Source organism: Pseudomonas sp. F(2018), assembly GCF_005508865.1.
Taxonomy (GTDB): domain Bacteria; phylum Pseudomonadota; class Gammaproteobacteria; order Pseudomonadales; family Pseudomonadaceae; genus Aquipseudomonas.
Window position 1 is genome coordinate 394,494 of record NZ_SCOM01000001.1, and the last position, 18,060, is coordinate 412,553.

The 18,060-nt window shown below is 66.8% G+C and carries 15 protein-coding genes; 10 read left to right on the top strand and 5 right to left on the bottom strand.

What is annotated here, in order from left to right:
- Window positions 1-45: 45 nt before the first annotated feature.
- Both FFS62_RS01810 and xseA read right to left on the bottom strand, forming a co-directional pair.
- Window positions 46-873, bottom strand: a complete 828-nt coding sequence (locus FFS62_RS01810) for a M23 family metallopeptidase (protein WP_137971102.1) — start codon at window positions 871-873, stop codon at window positions 46-48.
- 3 nt (window positions 874-876) lie between these two features.
- Window positions 877-2,256 (bottom strand): exodeoxyribonuclease VII large subunit, encoded by a 1,380-nt coding sequence (gene xseA / locus FFS62_RS01815; RefSeq protein ID WP_137971103.1) that lies wholly within the window; start codon window positions 2,254-2,256, stop codon window positions 877-879.
- 99 nt (window positions 2,257-2,355) lie between these two features.
- Here xseA and FFS62_RS01820 point away from each other — a divergent pair, with 99 nt between their 5' ends.
- The 5 genes from FFS62_RS01820 (at window position 2,356) to FFS62_RS01840 (ending at window position 7,640) form a co-directional block, all read left to right on the top strand.
- Entirely contained in the window at window positions 2,356-2,904 is a 549-nt protein-coding gene (locus FFS62_RS01820) for a sugar ABC transporter ATPase (protein ID WP_137971104.1), read from the top strand.
- An 83-nt stretch (window positions 2,905-2,987) separates the two neighbouring features.
- Window positions 2,988-4,457, top strand: coding sequence for an IMP dehydrogenase (gene guaB / locus FFS62_RS01825; RefSeq protein ID WP_137971105.1), 1,470 nt, complete (start codon window positions 2,988-2,990; stop codon window positions 4,455-4,457).
- Window positions 4,458-4,534: 77 nt separating this feature from the next.
- Window positions 4,535-6,112 carry a glutamine-hydrolyzing GMP synthase gene (gene guaA / locus FFS62_RS01830; protein WP_137971106.1) on the top strand — a complete coding sequence of 526 codons (1,578 nt, stop codon included), beginning with the start codon at window positions 4,535-4,537 and terminating at the stop codon, window positions 6,110-6,112.
- Window positions 6,113-6,268: 156 nt separating this feature from the next.
- Window positions 6,269-6,904, top strand: a complete 636-nt coding sequence (locus tag FFS62_RS01835) for a DUF1326 domain-containing protein (protein ID WP_137971107.1) — start codon at window positions 6,269-6,271, stop codon at window positions 6,902-6,904.
- Window positions 6,885-7,640, top strand: a complete 756-nt coding sequence (locus FFS62_RS01840) for a DUF2182 domain-containing protein (RefSeq protein ID WP_137971108.1) — start codon at window positions 6,885-6,887, stop codon at window positions 7,638-7,640. The genes FFS62_RS01835 and FFS62_RS01840 overlap by 20 nt, the downstream gene beginning before the upstream one ends.
- Here the strand turns inward: FFS62_RS01840 and FFS62_RS01845 are convergent.
- Window positions 7,631-8,362 (bottom strand): DNA-formamidopyrimidine glycosylase family protein, encoded by a 732-nt coding sequence (locus FFS62_RS01845; RefSeq protein ID WP_137971109.1) that lies wholly within the window; start codon window positions 8,360-8,362, stop codon window positions 7,631-7,633. The genes FFS62_RS01840 and FFS62_RS01845 overlap by 10 nt on opposite strands.
- Before the next feature lie 170 nt (window positions 8,363-8,532).
- Here FFS62_RS01845 and FFS62_RS01850 point away from each other — a divergent pair, with 170 nt between their 5' ends.
- Window positions 8,533-9,903: a multicopper oxidase family protein gene (locus tag FFS62_RS01850; protein ID WP_137971110.1), complete on the top strand. Its 1,371-nt coding sequence runs from the start codon at window positions 8,533-8,535 to the stop codon at window positions 9,901-9,903.
- A complete protein-coding gene (gene tadA / locus FFS62_RS01855; protein WP_137971111.1) occupies window positions 9,903-10,388 on the top strand; it encodes a tRNA adenosine(34) deaminase TadA in 486 nt (161 codons plus the stop codon). The genes FFS62_RS01850 and tadA overlap by 1 nt, the downstream gene beginning before the upstream one ends.
- Before the next feature lie 90 nt (window positions 10,389-10,478).
- Here tadA and mltF read toward each other — a convergent pair whose 3' ends face one another.
- The gene (mltF, locus tag FFS62_RS01860; protein WP_137971112.1) at window positions 10,479-11,951 is read right to left on the bottom strand and encodes a membrane-bound lytic murein transglycosylase MltF; all 1,473 of its coding nucleotides are present in this window, start codon (window positions 11,949-11,951) and stop codon (window positions 10,479-10,481) included.
- 194 nt (window positions 11,952-12,145) lie between these two features.
- Here mltF and purL point away from each other — a divergent pair, with 194 nt between their 5' ends.
- From purL to FFS62_RS01875, 3 genes are all read left to right on the top strand, one after another.
- The gene (gene purL, locus FFS62_RS01865) at window positions 12,146-16,042 is read left to right on the top strand and encodes a phosphoribosylformylglycinamidine synthase (RefSeq protein ID WP_137971113.1); all 3,897 of its coding nucleotides are present in this window, start codon (window positions 12,146-12,148) and stop codon (window positions 16,040-16,042) included.
- 146 nt (window positions 16,043-16,188) lie between these two features.
- A complete protein-coding gene (locus FFS62_RS01870; protein WP_137971114.1) occupies window positions 16,189-16,458 on the top strand; it encodes a CDGSH iron-sulfur domain-containing protein in 270 nt (89 codons plus the stop codon).
- Between the two features lie 174 nt (window positions 16,459-16,632).
- The gene (locus FFS62_RS01875) at window positions 16,633-16,950 is read left to right on the top strand and encodes a YqfO family protein (protein WP_137971115.1); all 318 of its coding nucleotides are present in this window, start codon (window positions 16,633-16,635) and stop codon (window positions 16,948-16,950) included.
- Between the two features lie 60 nt (window positions 16,951-17,010).
- Here FFS62_RS01875 and FFS62_RS01880 read toward each other — a convergent pair whose 3' ends face one another.
- Window positions 17,011-18,030: an alpha/beta hydrolase gene (locus FFS62_RS01880; protein WP_371920093.1), complete on the bottom strand. Its 1,020-nt coding sequence runs from the start codon at window positions 18,028-18,030 to the stop codon at window positions 17,011-17,013.
- Window positions 18,031-18,060 lie beyond the last annotated feature (30 nt).

Sequence of the window (18,060 nt, forward strand, 5' to 3'; positions counted from 1 at the left end):
GCTTCGCTTGAGTCTTGGCCGATGAAGGGCGACGAACGGTAGCTGTCAGGGTTTGAACGCGCCGATAAAGATCGCCGGGTCGACGCGGGCGTCGTTGAGGCTGACGTTCCAGTGCATGTGCGGCCCGGTAGCGCGGCCGGTGGCGCCGACCTTGCCCACCACGCCGCCGCGCGGCAGTTCCTGGCCCAGTTGCACGTCGATCTTGGACAGGTGGCAGAACATGCTGATCAGGCCTTGGCCGTGGTCGACGAATACCGTCTTGCCGTTGAAGAAGTAGTCGCCGATCAGCGTCACCTTGCCGGCGGCCGGGGCCTTGATCGGCGTGCCGGCGCCGACGGCGAAGTCCAGCCCGGAGTGCGGGTTGCGCTCCTCGCCATTGAAGAAGCGGCGCAGGCCGAAGGGCGAGGACAGCGGGCCGTTGACCGGTTTGTCGAACAGCAGGTTGCTTGGCTGGCGGGCGCTGAACTGCTGATAGGCGTGGGTCTGCTCGGCCAGCTCGCGCTCAATGCGTTTGAGGTTGGCCGGGCTCGGATTGACCTGCTCCTTGTTCTTCAGGGTGATGCGCTGCTCGCGGTAGTGCTTGGCGCCGACCTCAAAGCTCAGGGCCTGACCATCCGCTTCGATCTGCTGCATGCCAGGTTTCACGCTAAGCGGGATGCCGACGATGGCGATCCAGCGCTTGCCTTCTTCCTTCACCACCAGCACCGGCTTGCCCTGGTAGCGCGCCTGCGGCGCAGTCGGTCCATCGCCCAGGTCGAGCACGGCAACGCCACCGGGTACCGGCTTGTTCAGCAGGCGGCTGATGAAACCATCGGCCGCCAGGGCGGAGACGGGTAGGGCGAGGCAGAGCAGCAGGGCGATAAGCGGGCGCACGTGTCAGTCCAGAAGCGAGAGGGTGACCGGGGTGAGGTGGTTGTCCTCGACCCGTACATCGAGCTGGCCTTCGCCCAGCCGGGCCTTGAGGCGTTGGCCGGGCTGGGTCTGGGCGGCGCTGCGCACGGCCTGGCCGCGCTCGTCGAGGAGGATGCTGTAGCCGCGGCCCAAGGTAGCCAGCGGGCTGACGATGTGCAGGGTCTGGGCCAGGCTCTGCAGCTGCTGCCGCTGCTCGCGCAGGCGCGCCTGGGTGGCGCGCGGCAGGCGCTCGGCCAGGCTATCCAGGCGCTGGCGCAGCAGGGCCAGGGCGCGTCCCGGGTGCTGCGCGTTCAGGCGTCCCTCAAGACGCGCCAGGCGCTCATGGCGGCTGGTGGACTGCTGGGTGAAGGCGCGGCGCAGGCGCATGTCCAGGTCGTCCAGGTGTTGGGCCTGCTGGCGCAGACGTTCGCCGGGATGGCGCAGGCGCCGGGTCAGGCTTTCCAGGCGCAGCTGTTCGCGGCTCAGGCGGGTTTGCAGGGTCAGGGCCAGGCGGCGGCTGAGGCCGTCCAGGCGACGCTGCAGGTCGGAGCTGTCCGGGGCCAGCAGTTCGGCGGCGGCGGATGGGGTGGGGGCGCGCACGTCGGCAACGAAGTCGCTGATCGACACATCGGTCTCATGACCGACGGCGCTGACGATGGGCGTTACGCAGGCGGCCACGGCGCGCGCCACCGCTTCCTCGTTGAAGCACCAGAGGTCCTCCAGCGAGCCGCCGCCGCGGGCCAGGATGATCGCGTCGAAGCCGGCGCGGTCGGCCAGCTGCAGGCCGCGGACGATCTGCGCGGTGGCCTCGCGGCCCTGTACGGCGGTGGGGATCAGGGTCAACGCCACCTGCGGCGCACGGCGGCGGAACACGCTGATGATGTCGCGGATCACCGCGCCGGTCGGCGAGCTGACAATGCCAATGCGTTGCGGGTGAGCGGGCAGGGTGCGCTTGCGTTCGCTGGCGAACAGGCCCTCTGCGGAGAGCTTCTCTTTCAGCGCCTCGAAGGCCAGGCGCAGGGCGCCGTCGCCGGCCGGCTCCACCGTGTCGAGGATCAACTGGTAATCGCCACGGCCCTCGAACAGCGAGACCTTGCCGCGCACCTTCACCGCCAGGCCATCGCGCAGCGCCTGGCGCACGCGGGCGGCGTTCTGCCGGAACAGCGCGCAGCGCACCTGGGCCTGGCTGTCCTTCAGGGTGAAATAGAGGTGCCCGGAGGCGGGCTTGGCCAGGTTGGAGATTTCGCCCTCGACCCAGACCTGGGCGAACACGTCCTCCAGCAACAGCCGCGCGCGGTTGTTGAGCTGGCTGACGCTGAGGGTGTCGCGGTCGAGACCGAGGCGCTGGAAGGGATCGTTGAGCATGGCGGCATGATAAAGGCTTTACTGAAACAGCCATAGGCGCTTGACCGGCGCCGCGTGGTCATTAAGCTGCGCAGCCGTTTTTCGCCTTGCGGTGTAGTCATGAGCGATCAGATCATTCTCGTTCCGCGCATCTCCAGCCTGCCCGGCCATGAGGCCAAGGCCTGGGGCATCCTGCGCTGGCTGGTCAAGCGCGACATCGTCGAGCAGCTGCCGACCACCTGCGGCCGTGGTTCGCACGGCATGGCCCACGCCATCGCACCGGGCGCGCGGCAGATCGTCCAGCGTCCCGAGTTGCTGCCCTATGGTCAGCCGCTCAATGGCCTGGAGATAGTCACCAAGCGCTGCATCTATACGCCTACCGAGGGTTTTCTCGAGGAAGCCGGCTGCGCGGAGTGCCGCCAGGAAATCGGCGAGGCGCTGTTCGCCAGCCTGGAGGAGTGGATGCCCGGGCAGACCGACAACTTCACCTGTCCCGAATGCGGCCATGAGGACGACATCAACGGCTTCCTGTTCCTGCAGCCCTGCGCCTTCTCCAACCTTGGCCTGATCTTCAATGGCTGGGGCCCCGCGGGTTTTCGCCCGGCCTTTCTCGAGGAGCTGACCGAGCGCCTGGGGCAACCGTTGGCCCAGGTTCAGGTAAAGAGCTGAGTGGGCGAAACCGCGCATTGAGTGATGGCGGGTGGCTAGGTATAATGCCGCGCTTCTTATTTTTCCCTCCCGGGAGCCCCGCCATGCTGCGCATCAGCCAAGAAGCACTGACCTTCGACGACGTTCTGCTCATCCCCGGTTATTCCGAAGTCCTGCCCAAGGACGTCAGCCTGAAGACCCGCCTGACCCGTGGCATCGAGCTGAACATCCCGCTGCTGTCCGCCGCGATGGATACCGTCACCGAAGCGCGCCTGGCCATCGCCATGGCCCAGGAAGGCGGCATTGGCATCATCCACAAGAACATGACCATCGAGCAGCAGGCTGCCGAGGTGCGCAAGGTCAAGAAGTTCGAGGCCGGCGTGGTCAAGGACCCGATCACCATCGAGGCCAACGCCACCGTACGTGACCTGTTCGAACTGACCCGCCAGCACAACATCTCCGGTGTGCCGGTGCTCTCCAACGGCGACCTGGTCGGCATCGTCACCTCCCGTGACGTGCGCTTCGAGAATCGCCTGGACGCCCTGGTGCGTGACGTGATGACGCCGAAAGAGCGCCTGGTCACCGTCAAGGAAGGCGCTACCAAGGAAACCGTGCGCGAGCTGCTGCACAAGCACCGTATCGAGAAAGTCCTGATCGTCGACGACGCCTTTAACCTGAAGGGCATGATGACCGTTAAGGACATCGAGAAGGCCAAGGCCTACCCGCTGGCCAGCAAGGACGACCAGGGCCGCCTGCGCGTCGGCGCCGCCGTCGGTACCGGCGCCGATACTGGTGACCGTGTCGGCGCACTGGTCGCCGCCGGCGTCGACGTGATCATCGTCGACACCGCCCACGGCCACTCCAAGGGCGTGATCGACCGCGTACGCTGGGTCAAGGAGAACTTCCCGGAAGTCCAGGTGATCGGCGGCAACATCGCCACCGGTGACGCCGCCAAGGCCCTGGTCGCCGCCGGCGCCGATGGCGTCAAGGTCGGCATCGGCCCGGGCTCCATCTGCACCACCCGTATCGTCGCCGGCGTCGGCGTGCCGCAGATCAGCGCCGTGGCCAACGTCGCTGCCGCCCTGGCCGGTACCGGTGTTCCGCTGATCGCCGACGGTGGCATCCGCTTCTCCGGTGACCTGTCCAAAGCCATCGTCGCCGGCGCTTCCGCCGTGATGATCGGCTCGATGCTGGCTGGTACCGAAGAAGCCCCGGGCGAAGTCGAACTGTTCCAGGGTCGTTCCTACAAGGCCTACCGCGGCATGGGCTCGCTGGGCGCCATGGCCCAGGCGCAAGGCTCGTCCGACCGTTACTTCCAGGACTCCTCGGCCGGTGCCGAGAAGCTGGTGCCGGAAGGTATCGAAGGTCGCGTGCCGTACAAGGGCGCGATGAGCGCCATCGTGCACCAGTTGATGGGCGGCCTGCGCGCCTCCATGGGCTACACCGGCTGCGCCACCGTCGAGGAAATGCGCACCAAGCCGGAGTTCGTGCGCATCACCGGCGCCGGCATGGCCGAGTCGCACGTGCACGACGTGCAGATCACCAAGGAAGCCCCGAACTACCGCGTGGGCTGATTCCAGCAAGACGATGTACACACGGGGCTGACTAACCAGCCCCGTGTCATTTGTGACTTCCGCTACGAGAGACGGCCATGGCCCACGACATTCACGCCCACCGCATCCTCATCCTCGACTTCGGTTCCCAGTACACCCAGCTGATCGCCCGCCGTGTGCGCGAAATCGGTGTGTACTGCGAGATCCACCCGTTCGACATGGCCGACGCCGACATCCGCGCCTTCGCCCCGCGCGGCATCATCCTCGCCGGCGGCCCGGAGTCGGTGCATGAAGCCGACAGCCCGCGCGCGCCGCAGGCGGTGTTCGATCTGAACGTGCCGCTGTTCGGCATCTGCTACGGCATGCAGACCATGGCCGAGCAGCTCGGCGGCAAGGTCGAGGGTTCCGACCTGCGCGAGTTCGGCTACGCCCGCGTCGACGTGGTCGGCAAGGCCCGCCTGCTCGACGGCATCGAAGACCACGTGGACACCGACGGCGTGCTGGGTCTGGACGTATGGATGAGCCACGGCGACAAGGTCACCGCCATGCCTGCCGGCTTCCACATCCTGGCCAGCACCCCGAGCTGCCCGATCGCCGCCATGGCCGACGACAGCCGCGCTTACTACGGCGTGCAGTTCCACCCGGAAGTGACCCACACCAAGCAGGGCGGTCGCATCCTCTCCCGTTTCATCCTCGATATCTGCGGCTGCGAGGCCCTGTGGACCCCGGCCAACATCGTCGAAGACGCCATCGCCACCGTGCGTGCCCAGGTGGGCTCGAACAAGGTGCTGCTGGGCCTGTCCGGCGGCGTCGACTCCTCGGTGGTCGCGGCCCTGTTGCACAAGGCTATCGGCGAACAGCTGACCTGCGTGTTCGTCGACAACGGCCTGCTGCGCCACAAGGAAGGCGATCAGGTGATGGCCATGTTCGCCGAGAACATGGGCGTCAAGGTGATCCGTGCCAACGCCGAAGAGCTGTTCCTCGGCCGTCTGGCCGGTGTCAGTGATCCGGAAGAGAAGCGCAAGATCATCGGTCGCAGCTTCATCGAAGTGTTCGATGAGGAAGCCACCAAGCTCAAGGATGTGAAGTTCCTCGCCCAGGGCACCATCTACCCGGACGTGATCGAGTCCGCCGGTGCCAAGACCGGCAAGGCCCACGTGATCAAGTCCCACCACAACGTCGGCGGCCTGCCCGAGGACATGCAGTTCTCCCTGGTCGAGCCGCTGCGCGAGCTGTTCAAGGACGAGGTGCGCAAGATCGGCCTGGAGCTGGGCCTGCCCTACGACATGGTCTACCGCCACCCGTTCCCGGGCCCGGGCCTGGGCGTGCGCATTCTCGGCGAAGTGAAGAAGGAATACGCCGACCTGCTGCGTCTGGCCGACCACATCTTCATCGAAGAGCTGCGCAACTTCGACTGGTACCACAAGACCAGCCAGGCCTTCGTGGTGTTCCAGCCGGTGAAATCGGTCGGCGTGGTCGGTGACGGCCGGCGCTACGCCTGGGTCGTGGCCCTGCGCGCCGTGGAGACCATCGACTTCATGACCGCACGCTGGGCGCACCTGCCCTACGAGCTGCTGGAGAAAGTCTCCAACCGCATCATCAACGAGATCTCCGGCATCTCCCGCGTCACCTACGACGTGTCGAGCAAGCCGCCTGCCACCATCGAGTGGGAGTGACCGGAAGGGCAGCGCAAGCTGCCCTTTTCGTTGCTGTCCTTTCGCTTATAGGGCCTGTCGCTCAGAGCCCCCGGCGCGATGCCGATTCCATCTAACGAGGCGGCGCACCCCGGACCAAGCTGAAGGGGTGATGCGCTCATTCGCGAGGATGGAGTCATGGCCCATGTCGATTGGCGATTGCGCGGCGCGGGTGTCGACCTGTGCAACTGCGCGTACGGCTGCCCCTGCCAGTTCAACGCGCTGCCGACCCACGGCACCTGCGAGGCGGCGGTGGGCTTCCATATCCTCGAGGGGCACTTCGGCGACGTTGCGCTGGATGACCTGCATGTGGCCTGCACCTTCGCCTGGCCCGGGCCCGTCCACGAGGGCCACGGCCAGTGCCAGGCGTTTATCGACGAGCGGGCCAGCGAGGCCCAGCGCCAGGCGCTGTTGACCATCCTCAGCGGCCAGGAGCAGGAGCCCACGGCCTTCTTCGCCATCTTCGCCAGCACGGTGGAGACCATGCACGAGCCGCAGTTCCTGCCGGTGGAGGTGCGCACCGACCGTGTCGCCCTGACCGCCAGCATCCGCGTGCCCGGCCTGATCGAGGGCCGCGCCGAGCCGATCCGCAACCCGGTGGATAGCTCGGTGCACCGCGCTCGGGTGGTGCTGCCCGAGGGCTTCGAGTTCACCGAGACCGACTGCGCCAGCGCCACCTTCCGCACCACGGGCGCCATCGCGCTGCAGCACTCCGGCAGCAACGCCATGCTCTACGACCTGCACATGGGCCCTAATGGCATCATCCGCGGCTAGCCGGCTGGACTGGGGCGCGCTGGTCGCCTCGGCCGGCGTGCTGTTGCTCAGCGCCCTGGCCTGGTACTGGCAGGCGCAGCAGGCGGCGCTGATGACGGCCATGGGCGATATGCCCATGCCGCCGACGGTCTGGCTGTCCATGCAGGGGCTGCTGGCCTTCACCATGTGGCTGGTGATGATGCAGGCGATGATGCTGCCGGCGGCCCTGCCGATGATCCTGCTCTATCGCCGCTGCCTGCAGAGGGATCGCCAGCGCGTGGCCAAGCTCTGGCTGTTCTGCGCGGCGTACGGGCTGATGTGGTGCGGCTTCGCCCTGCTGCTGACCGGCCTGCAGGCCCTCGGCGAGCGTGCGGGCGTACTCGAGCCGATGAGTCTGCGCCTGCCGCCGACATTGGGCGGGCTGGTGCTGCTGGTGTCCGGCCTGTACCAGCTGAGTCGGGCCAAGGCCGCCTGTCTCGAGCACTGCCAGAGTCCGCTGCAGTTCCTCCAGCACCATGCCCGTCCCGGGCTGGGCGGCGCCTGGCTGACCGGTCTGCACCACGGTCTCTACTGCCTGGGCTGCTGCTGGGCGCTGATGCTGATCCTGCTGGTGCTCGGCGCCATGAGCCTGTGGGGCATGGCGCTGCTCAGTCTGCTGGTGCTGGCGGAGAAGCTGCTGCCGCTGGGCGCCGGCTGGCGCCGTGTCAGCGGCGCGCTGCTGATCGGTAGCGGAGTGTGGTTGCTGGTTCAGGCGTAGCGCCGCTGGCACTGCTCGCAGTAATAGCTCTGCCGCTGGGTGCGCCCCAGCTTGGCCTTGCTCAGGGGAATGGCGCAGCGCGGGCAGCGGCTCTGCCGATGTGCCTGCCAGTGCTGCTTGAGCACGAAGGCCTTCTTCCAGGCGAGGAAGTCGAAGGCGTACTGGCGCACCTCGCTCACCAGTTCCTTCAGCTTGCCGGCGGGCAGCGCGCCCAGCGGGCTCAGCGGGTGCACACGGATACGAAACAGCACCTCGTTCTTGAAGATATTGCCGGCGCCGGCGAACACCTGCTGATCGAGGATCGCATCGCATGCCAGGGTGGCGGGCATCGCCTGCAGCTTGGTCAGGGCCAGCTCGGCGTCCCAGTCATCGGCAAGGGTGTCGCAGCGCCAGTCGTAATGTTCACTGAGCGGCGGCTGCAGGAACTGCACCGAGCAGCCATAGAAGTTCAGCTCGCCATTGGCGAAGCCCAGACTCAGGCGCGGCGCCGCGTCCTTGCGCTCGTCGATGCGGTAACTGCCGAACAGCAGCAGATGGATGCGCACCACGACGTCTTCCAGCTCTATCAGGAAATGCTTGCCCCAGCTGCGCAGGGCCTTCACCCGCTGGCCTTGCAGACGCTGCAGGTCGACCTTGCTGTTGCCCTCCACGCGCAGGATGCGCTGGCCGGCGAAGCGCTCGGTCTCCTCGCGCAGAATCAGGATGCTGGGGCCTTCGGGCATGTTGTGCGCTCCTCTTGGGATTTGCCGGTAGACCCGTGGCCTGCGCCGAGAGTTGCGGCAATCGGCCGCGCGTCCCATAACGTTGCCCGCACACAGCGCCTGCAGTTAATGAGAAACTATGTCGTTTCAGGGCCAGGTAGTCGGCCCGCATTCTCAGGAGTCGTCGGCGCATGTCGTTTACCCGCAGACAGATACTTGCCGGCCTGGCGGGGCTGGGCGTCGCCGGTCTCGGCGCCGGTGGCGTGCGCTACTGGCTGGGGCGCCCGGAGAACGTGGCGACCCACGACTACGAGCTGATCGCCGCGCCGCTTGACCTGGAGCTGGTGCCGGGCCACCAGACCCCGGCCTGGGCCTATGGCGGCCAGGCCCCCGGCCTGGAGTTGCGCTGCAAACAGGGCGAGCGCCTGCGGGTGCGCTTCATCAACAGGCTGGACGTCGACACCACCATCCACTGGCACGGCATCCGCCTGCCGCTGGACATGGACGGCGTGCCTTATGTCTCGCAGCTACCGGTCAGGCCGGGCGAGTACTTCGACTACGACTTCATCTGCCCGGACGCCGGCAGCTACTGGTATCACCCGCACACCTCCAGCACCGAGCAGCTGGGCCGCGGCCTGGTCGGTCCGCTGATCGTCGAGGAGCGTGAGCCGAGCGGCTTCGTTCACGAGCGCACCCTGTGCCTGAAGACCTGGCACGTGGACGAGCAGGGCGCCTTCACCCACTTCCTGGTGCCACGCCAGGCGGCCCGCGAGGGCACCCGGGGACGCCTGTCGACCATCAACGGCCAGCCGAATCCGACCATCGAGCTGCCGGCCGGGCAAGTGGTGCGCCTGCGCCTGATCAACGTCGACAGCACCATCACCTATCGCCTCAACCTGCCGGGCGGCGAGGCGCGCATCTATGCGCTGGACGGCAATCCGATCAAGCCGCGGCCACTGGGCAAGGACTACTGGCTGGGACCTGGCATGCGCATCGATCTGGCGCTCAAGGTGCCGGCGGCGGGCCAGGAGCTGCCGCTGCGCAACGGGCCGCTGCGCCTGGCGACCATCAGGAGCATTGCCAGCGGCGAGGCGCCGGGCAACTGGCCGCCGGCGCTGCCGGCCAACCCGGTGCGCGAGCCGGACCTGAGCCGCGCCGAGACCCTGCGCTTCAACTTCGAGTGGGCGGCCATGCTCTCCGGCGATGTGCAGCGCGGCGGCAGCTATCGCTACTGGCAGATCAACGGCCAGGCCTGGGATATCAGTGACAAGGCCTGCGCCGACCGTCCGATCGCCAGCCTGAAGAAGGACAGCCATTACATCTTCGTGCTGCGCAACATGGCCCAGTACCAGCACCCCATCCACCTGCACGGCATGAGCTTCAAGGTGCTGGATTCGGACCGCAAGGACATCGTGCCGTACTTCACCGACACCTACCTGCTGGGCAAGAACGAGACGGCGCGCATCGCCTTCGTCGCCGATAATCCAGGGGTGTGGATGTTCCACTGCCATGTGATCGATCACATGGAAACCGGCCTGATGGCCGCCATCGAGGTGGTCTGATGCGCCAACCGAAGATCATCGACCGCAGCCAGGACGAGCGCTTTATGCGCGAGGCATTGGCGTTGGCCGCAGAGGGAGCGGAAAGAGGCGAGGTGCCGGTGGGCGCGGTGCTGGTGCAGGACGGTGAGGTGATCGGCAGCGGCTTCAACTGCCCGATCAGCACCTCCGACCCCAGCGCCCACGCGGAAATGGTGGCGATCCGCGCCGCCGCCCAGGCCGTGCAGAACTACCGCCTGCCCGGCAGCACCCTGTACGTCACCCTGGAGCCCTGCAGCATGTGCGCCGGGCTGATCGTGCATTCGCGTATCGCCCGGGTGGCCTACGGCACCACCGAGCCCAAGGCCGGGGTGGCGGTCAGTCGCGGCCAGTTCTTCACCCAGGACTTCCTCAACCATCGCGTGCTGATCGAGGGCGGGCTGCTGGCGCAGGAATGCGGGGAAATGCTCAGTGCCTTCTTCAAGGCACGGCGCGGCGGCGATCGGTAGCCCGGATGCAATCCGGGAAGCGCGGCGACCTGCTTCGACCTCGCGAGCCGTAACGCCAGATCCCGAGTCACGCCCCGGATTGCATCCGGGCTACAGCTGAGTCGGCTCTTCCTTGGGAATCGTCTTGTTCACGCCCGGCACGTGTAGGCCGCTCTCGGCGACGCGGGTGCCTTCCAGCTGCGGCTGGGTCACCCAGTTGAGGATGTCGTAGTAGCGCCGCACGTTGCGCACGAAGTGCACGGTCTCGCCGCCGCGGGCGTAGCCGTAGCGGGTCTTGCTGTACCAGCGCTTCTGCGACAGGCGCGGCAGCATCTTCTGCACGTCCAGCCACTTGTTCGGGTTGAGGCCCTCGGCCTGGGCCAGCTTGCGGGCGTCCGACAGGTGGGCGATGCCGATGTTGTAGGCGGCCAGGGCGAACCAGGTGCGGTCCGGCTCGCTCATGTCTTCGGTCAGGCCGCTGTGCACCAGGGTGAAGTACTTGGCGCCGCCGGCGATGCTCTGCTTGGGATCCAGGCGATTGACCACGCCCATGGCCTGGGCGGTGGCCTGGGTCAGCATCATCAGGCCGCGCACGCCGGTCTTGGAGGTGGCGTCGGCGGTCCACAGGGACTCCTGATAGCCGATGGCGGCCAGCAGGCGCCAATCCACTTTGTGCTTCTCCGCGGCCTGCTTGAACTGTTGCTCGTAGCGCGGCAGGCGCTGCTGCAGGTGCTTGGCGAAGGTGTAGGCGCCGACATAGCCGAGTACGTCGACATGGCCGTAGTAGCGCTCCTTGAGGCGCTGCAGGCTGCCGTTTTCCTCGACCAGGGCGAGGAAATGGTTGGCCTCACGCAACAGGCTGTCGTCCTCGCCGGCGGCCACCGCCCAGCCCAGGCTGCGCGCCTGGCCGAGGTCGAAGGCGACGCGCACGTTGGGGAAGTACACCTGGTTCATCGCCAGTTCGTTGGAGTCGACCAGGGTCAGGTCGACCTGGCCCTCGTCGACCATGCGCAGCAGGTCGACCACCTCGACATCGGCGGACTCCTCGTACTGCAGCTCGGGCAGGGCCTTCTTCAGTTCTGCCAGCTGTTCGGCGTGGCTGCTGCCCTTGAGCACCAAGATGCGCCGGCCGATCAGCTCCTCGGGGCGGCTGGGGCGGCGCTGGCCGTCGCGATAGATGATCTGCGGGGTTACATCCAGGTAGGCGCGGGAGAAGTTGGCCTGGGCCTTGCGCCCCTCGCTGGCGACCAGGCCGGCGGCGGCCAGGACCGGGCCGTTGGCCTGGTTGAGGCGGGTGAACAGGTCGTCGAGGTTGTCGGCGGTCTCGACCTTAAGCTCCACGCCCAGGTTGTCGGCGAAGCGCTTGGCCAGCTCGTACTCGAAACCGGTCTCGCCGGCACGATCCTGGAAGTAGGTCGTCGGGCTGTTGCGGGTGATCACGCGAAGCACGCCGTCCTCCTGTACCCGCTCGAGGGTGCTGGGCTGCTTGGCGGCAGAGCCGTCGCAGCCCGCGAGCAGCAGGAGGATCGCGGTCGCCAACAAGCAGGCGGTCGTGCGGATGCGCAACACAATGTGGGCAAACATCGGCGCAGTATACGCAAAGCCCAACGGGTGCCATATCTCGACAGTCTTTCGGCGCTCTGCTAGATGCGCCGCACCCTGTGCGCTCAGGGTGCCGTCGGCGGGTGCTTTAGGCTAGAATGCACGGCCTCAAAGAACCTGCTCCCGGGGGCCCGTGGCAGGTTCGAAGTACACCCCCTTCTCAGAGGCTGTTCTCCATGTTGATCCTGCGCGGCGCGCCCGCTCTTTCCGCCTTCCGTCACGGCAAACTGCTTTCGCAACTGACCGCCAGGGTCCCCGCCGTGACCGGGTTGTACGCCGAGTTCGCGCATTTTGCCGAAGTCACCGGGGTACTTACCGCCGATGAAGAGCAGGTGCTGGCCCGGCTGCTGAAGTACGGCCCGAGCGTTCCGGTGCAGGAGCCCAGCGGCAAGCTGTTCCTGACCATTCCGCGCTTCGGCACCATCTCGCCCTGGTCGAGCAAGGCCAGCGACATCGCCCGCAACTGCGGTCTGGCCAAGATCGAGCGCCTGGAGCGCGGTGTGGCCTACTACGTCAGCGGCGAGCTGAGCGAGGCCGATGTCCAGGCCGCCGCCGCCCTGCTGCACGACCGCATGACCCAGCTGGTGCTGAGCACCCTGGAAGAGGCCGCCGGCCTGTTCAGCCACGCTCAGCCCAAGCCGCTGACCGCCGTGGACATCCTGGGTGGTGGCCGCGCCGCCCTGGAACAGGCCAACGTGCAGCTGGGCCTGGCCCTGGCCGAAGACGAGATCGACTACCTGGTGAAGAGCTTCACCGAGCTGGGCCGCAATCCGCACGACGTCGAACTGATGATGTTCGCCCAGGCCAACTCCGAGCATTGCCGCCACAAGATCTTCAACGCCAGCTGGGACATCGATGGCGAGAGCCAGGACAAGTCGCTGTTCGGCATGATCAAGAACACCTACCAGATGCACAGCGATGGCGTGCTGTCCGCCTACAAGGACAACGCCTCGGTCATCGTCGGCCACACGGCCGGGCGCTTCTTCCCCAATCCGGATACCCGCGAATACGGTGCCACCGTCGAGCCGGTGCATATCCTGATGAAGGTGGAAACCCACAACCACCCGACCGCCATCGCCCCGTTCCCCGGCGCCTCCACCGGCTCCGGCGGCGAGATCCGCGACGAGGGCGCCACCGGCCGCGGCGCCAAGCCCAAGGCCGGCCTGACCGGCTTCACCGTGTCCAACCTGAACATCCCCGGTTTCGTGCAGCCCTGGGAGAAGCCCTACGGCAAGCCCGAGCGCATCGTCACCGCCCTGGACATCATGATCGAGGGCCCGCTGGGCGGCGCCGCGTTCAACAACGAATTCGGCCGTCCGGCCCTGAACGGCTACTTCCGCACCTTCGAGCAGGCCGTGAACTCGCCGCGTGGCGAAGAAGTGCGCGGCTATCACAAGCCGATCATGCTCGCCGGCGGCATGGGCAACATCCGTGAAGACCATGTGCAGAAGGGCGAGATCTCGGTCGGCGCCAAGCTGATCGTGCTCGGCGGCCCGGCCATGCTCATCGGCCTGGGCGGCGGCGCGGCCTCGTCCATGGCCACCGGTGCCAGCTCCGCCGACCTGGACTTCGCCTCGGTACAGCGCGACAACCCGGAAATGGAGCGCCGTTGCCAGGAAGTCATCGACCGCTGCTGGCAGCTGGGTGCCGACAACCCGATCAAGTTCATCCACGACGTTGGCGCCGGTGGCATCTCCAACGCCCTGCCGGAACTGATCAACGACGGCGGCCGTGGCGGTCGCTTCGAGCTGCGCGCCGTGCCGAACGACGAGCCGGGCATGGCCCCGCTGGAAATCTGGTGCAACGAGTCCCAGGAACGCTACGTGATGAGCGTGGACGCCGCCGACTTCGAGCGCTTCAAGGCCATCTGCGAGCGCGAGCGCTGCCCGTTCGCGGTGGTCGGCGAGGCCATTGCCGAGCCGCACCTGACCGTGTCCGACAGCCACTTCGGCAACAAGCCGGTGGATATGCCGCTCAACGTGCTGCTGGGCAAGCCGCCGCGCATGCACCGCAGCGTGACCCGCGAGGCGGAGCAGGGTGATGACTTCGCCGCCTCCAGCGTCGACATCGACGAGGCCGTGAGCCGCGTGCTGCACCACCCGGCCGTGGCCAGCAAGAGCTTCCTGATCACCATCGGCGACCGCACCATCACCGGCCTGGTCGCTCGCGACCAGATGGTCGGCCCGTGGCAGGTGCCGGTGGCCGACTGCGCCGTGACCGCCACCAGCTTCGACGTCTATACCGGCGAGGCCATGGCCATGGGCGAGCGCACCCCGCTGGCCCTGCTCGATGCTCCTGCGTCGGGCCGCATGGCAGTGGGCGAGACCATCACCAACCTGGCGGCCTCGCGCATCGAGAAAATTTCCGACATCAAGCTGTCCGCCAACTGGATGGCCGCCGCCGGCCACCCGGGCGAGGACGCGCGCCTGTACGACACCGTGAAGGCGGTCGGCATGGAGCTGTGCCCGGCGCTCGGCATTACCATCCCGGTGGGCAAGGACTCCATGTCCATGAAGACCCGCTGGCAGGACGAGGGCGTCGACAAGAGCGTGACCTCGCCGCTGTCGCTGGTGATCACCGGCTTCGCTCCGGTCGCCGACATTCGCCAGACCCTGACCCCGCAGTTGCGTCTGGACAAGGGCGAGACCGACCTGATCCTGATCGACCTCGGCCGCGGGCAGAACCGCATGGGCGGCTCGATCCTGGCGCAGACCTACGCCAAGCTCGGCCAGGCCGTGCCGGACGTCGACGACGCCGAAGACCTCAAGGCCTTCTTCGCGGTGATCCAGGGCCTCAACGCCGACGGCCATATCCTGGCCTACCACGACCGTTCCGACGGTGGCCTGCTGACCACCGCCCTGGAAATGGCCTTCGCCGGCCACTGCGGCCTCAACCTGTTCCTAGACGGCCTGGCCGACGAGGCCTCCGAACTGGCCGCCGTGCTGTTCAACGAGGAGCTGGGTGCGGTGATCCAGGTGCGCCAGGACGCCACTCCGGAAGTCCTCGCCCAGTTCAGCGCCGCCGGTCTCGACGACTGCGTGGCGGTGATCGGCCAGCCGGTCAACGGCAGCGACGTGGCCATCAGCTTCAACGGCGAGCCGGTATTCGGCGGCGAGCGCCGCATGCTGCAGCGCCAGTGGGCCGAGACCAGCTACCAGATCCAGCGCCTGCGCGACAACGCCCAGGGTGCCGAGCAGGAATTCGATCTGATCCTCGACGAGGACAATCCGGGCCTGTCGACCAAACTGAGCTTCGACGTCAATCAGGACATCAGCGCGCCCTACATCAAGAAGGGTGTGCGCCCGCCGGTGGCAATCCTGCGTGAGCAGGGCGTCAACGGCCAGGTGGAGATGGCCGCCGCCTTCGACCGCGCCGGTTTCGCCGCGGTGGACGTGCATATGAGCGACATCCTCAGCGGCCGCGTCAGCCTGGAGCAGTTCAAGGGCCTGGTGGCCTGCGGTGGCTTCTCCTACGGCGACGTGCTCGGTGCCGGCGAGGGCTGGGCCAAGTCGGTGCTGTTCAACAGCCGCGCCCGCGATGGCTTCGCTGCCTTCTTCGCGCGCAAGGACAGCTTCGCCCTCGGCGTGTGCAACGGCTGCCAGATGATGAGCAACCTGCATGAGCTGATTCCGGGCACCGAGTTCTGGCCGCACTTCGTGCGCAACCGCTCGGAGCAGTTCGAGGCCCGCGTGGCCATGGTCCAGGTGCAGGAGTCGGCCTCGATCTTCCTGCAGGGCATGGCCGGTTCGCGCCTGCCGATCGCCATCGCCCACGGTGAAGGCCATGCCGAGTTCGAGAGCGAGGAGGCGCTGCTGGAGGCCGATCTGTCCGGCACCGTGGCCCTGCGCTTTATCGACAACCACGGCAAGGTCACCGAGAACTACCCGGCCAACCCGAACGGCTCGCCGCGCGGCATCACCGGTCTGTGCAGCCGCGACGGCCGCGTGACCATCATGATGCCGCACCCGGAGCGGGTGTTCCGCGCCGTGCAGAACTCCTGGCGCCCGGACGAGTGGCAGGAAGACGGCGGCTGGATGCGCATGTTCCGCAACGCCCGCGTCTGGGTGGATTAACAGCAAGCCGAAGGCTCTTCCGATGACCCTCTTCCATTCATGGGAGAGGGTGCCCGCGAGAGCGGGGGGCTGGTAGCCCGGATCAAATCCGGGGCGGTGTTCGAGACTCATCCCGGATTGCATCCGGGCTACGGATTTCGCGACCTATGGCCGAGCCCGACCCTTTCCTGCTCCCCGAAGTCCGTCAGGTCAACCCTGGCGAGACTCATCTGCTGTGCCGCTGCGGGCGCTCGCCCGTGCTTCCCGACTGTTCTCCAGGCTGCGCCGAAGGGCTGCTGCTCGAACCCGTGCGCCAGCAGTTCGTGCTGCTCTGTCGCTGCGGGCAGTCGCGGCGCATGCCCTATTGCGATGGCAGCCACAGCCCACCGGCGCAAGGCCTGAAGGCGCGCTGGCGACGTTTCGCCAAGGGTGATTAAGTCGCTGCGTTTTATGGCCAAAGGCTCTAGGCAGTAAATGGACGATTCGCCTGCGACGGACTCCAATGCACAGTTGCGAACTAGGCCACGTGCGGGTGATGAGGCAAAATGCCATTATTGCCTTGGCAGTGCGGCTCTCGGGTCGCGGTATTCGTCGATGCTCGGAGGGGCTGGATGTACAAATTCTGTTTCTATGTGCCGGAAAGCCATCTGGAAGAAGTGAAGGTCGCGACATTCGCGGCGGGTGCAGGACGCATTGGACATTACGACAGCTGCTGCTGGCAGACTCTGGGCAAGGGTCAGTTCCGCCCGCTGGAGGGCAGCAACCCCTTTATCGGCCAGCCGGGCCACAGCGAGGAAGTGGCGGAGTGGAAGGTGGAGATGGTGGTGGCCGACGAGCTGATCCACGACGTGGTCAAGGCCATGAAGAAGGCCCATCCCTACGAGACCCCCGCCTTCGATGTGTGGCGCCTGTCCGACCTGCAGTTCTGATCTGCGCTTATAAATAGAAGAAGCCCCGGCACTGCCGGGGCTTCTTCTTTCCGCCTGCCGTTACTGCAGGTGCTGCTTCAGCTCGGCGCCGGCCTGGCGCATGGCGGCTTGCACGGCCGGGACATGGGCCAGCGGGTTGAGCAGGCCGTAGTCGTGGATCATGCCGTTGTAACGCACGGCGGTGACCGTCACGCCGGCGGCGTCCAGCTTGCGTGCATAGGCCTCACCTTCGTCACGCAGCACGTCGAACTCGGCGGTCTGGATCAGCGTCGGCGGCAGGCCTTTCAGCTGTTCGGCAGAGGCGCGCAGCGGCGAGGCGAAGCGTTCGGCGCGCTGCTTCGGGTCGGTGGTGTAGCTGTCCCAGAACCATTGCATCATCGGCTTGGTCAGGAAGTGGCCTTGGGCGAACTGGTTGTAGGAGGCCGTCTCGAAGCTGGCATCGGTCACCGGCCACAGCAGCAGCTGGAAGCGCAGCTTGGGCGTACCGGCTTCCTTGGCTTTCAGTGCGACCACCGCGGCCATATTGCCGCCGACGCTGTTGCCGGCCACCGCCAGGCGCGAGCTGTCGACCTGGATGTCCTTACCGTGCTCACCGACCCACTGGGTCGCCGCGTAGGCCTGATCGATGGCGGTCGGATATTTGGCTTCCGGCGACGGCGTGTAGCCGACGTAGACGGCCACGGCGCCGGAGTTCACCACCAGGTCGCGGATCAGACGGGCATGGGTCGGATAGTCGCCGAGCACCCAGCCGCCGCCGTGGAAGAACATGAATACCGGCAGATCACCCTTGGCGCCTTCGGGGCGGACGATGGTCAGCGGGATCGACTGGCCGCCGGCCTGAATGGTTTTCTCGGCCACGCTCACGCCGGACAGATCGACCTTGACCGAGGCCTGGGCACCAACCAGCACGGCGCGGGCGTCTTGCGGGCTGAGGGTTTCCAGCGGCTTGCCGCCGCCGGCTTCCAGGGCCTGGAGGAAGGCCTGGGTGTTGTGTTCTACGCCGGGGCTGCCGGCGGCGAAGGCGTTTCCAACGGCCAGGGCGAGCAGGCCGCTTCCAACGAGTTGCTTGATGTTCATCATGATTCTCCTGGCGATTCGGGGGATTGGGAC

Excerpts from the sequence above, each read along its gene's own strand:
- xseA (WP_137971103.1), bottom strand. The coding sequence starts at position 2,256 with ATGCTCAACGATCCCTTCCAGCGCCTCGGTCTCGACCGCGACACCCTC.
- FFS62_RS01820 (WP_137971104.1), top strand. The coding sequence starts at position 2,356 with ATGAGCGATCAGATCATTCTCGTTCCGCGCATCTCCAGCCTGCCCGGC.
- guaB (WP_137971105.1), top strand. The coding sequence starts at position 2,988 with ATGCTGCGCATCAGCCAAGAAGCACTGACCTTCGACGACGTTCTGCTC.
- guaA (WP_137971106.1), top strand. The coding sequence starts at position 4,535 with ATGGCCCACGACATTCACGCCCACCGCATCCTCATCCTCGACTTCGGT.
- FFS62_RS01835 (WP_137971107.1), top strand. The coding sequence starts at position 6,269 with ATGGCCCATGTCGATTGGCGATTGCGCGGCGCGGGTGTCGACCTGTGC.
- FFS62_RS01840 (WP_137971108.1), top strand. The coding sequence starts at position 6,885 with ATGGCATCATCCGCGGCTAGCCGGCTGGACTGGGGCGCGCTGGTCGCC.
- FFS62_RS01845 (WP_137971109.1), bottom strand. The coding sequence starts at position 8,362 with ATGCCCGAAGGCCCCAGCATCCTGATTCTGCGCGAGGAGACCGAGCGC.
- FFS62_RS01850 (WP_137971110.1), top strand. The coding sequence starts at position 8,533 with ATGTCGTTTACCCGCAGACAGATACTTGCCGGCCTGGCGGGGCTGGGC.
- tadA (WP_137971111.1), top strand. The coding sequence starts at position 9,903 with ATGCGCCAACCGAAGATCATCGACCGCAGCCAGGACGAGCGCTTTATG.
- mltF (WP_137971112.1), bottom strand. The coding sequence starts at position 11,951 with ATGTTTGCCCACATTGTGTTGCGCATCCGCACGACCGCCTGCTTGTTG.
- purL (WP_137971113.1), top strand. The coding sequence starts at position 12,146 with ATGTTGATCCTGCGCGGCGCGCCCGCTCTTTCCGCCTTCCGTCACGGC.
- FFS62_RS01870 (WP_137971114.1), top strand. The coding sequence starts at position 16,189 with ATGGCCGAGCCCGACCCTTTCCTGCTCCCCGAAGTCCGTCAGGTCAAC.
- FFS62_RS01875 (WP_137971115.1), top strand. The coding sequence starts at position 16,633 with ATGTACAAATTCTGTTTCTATGTGCCGGAAAGCCATCTGGAAGAAGTG.
- FFS62_RS01880 (WP_371920093.1), bottom strand. The coding sequence starts at position 18,030 with ATGATGAACATCAAGCAACTCGTTGGAAGCGGCCTGCTCGCCCTGGCC.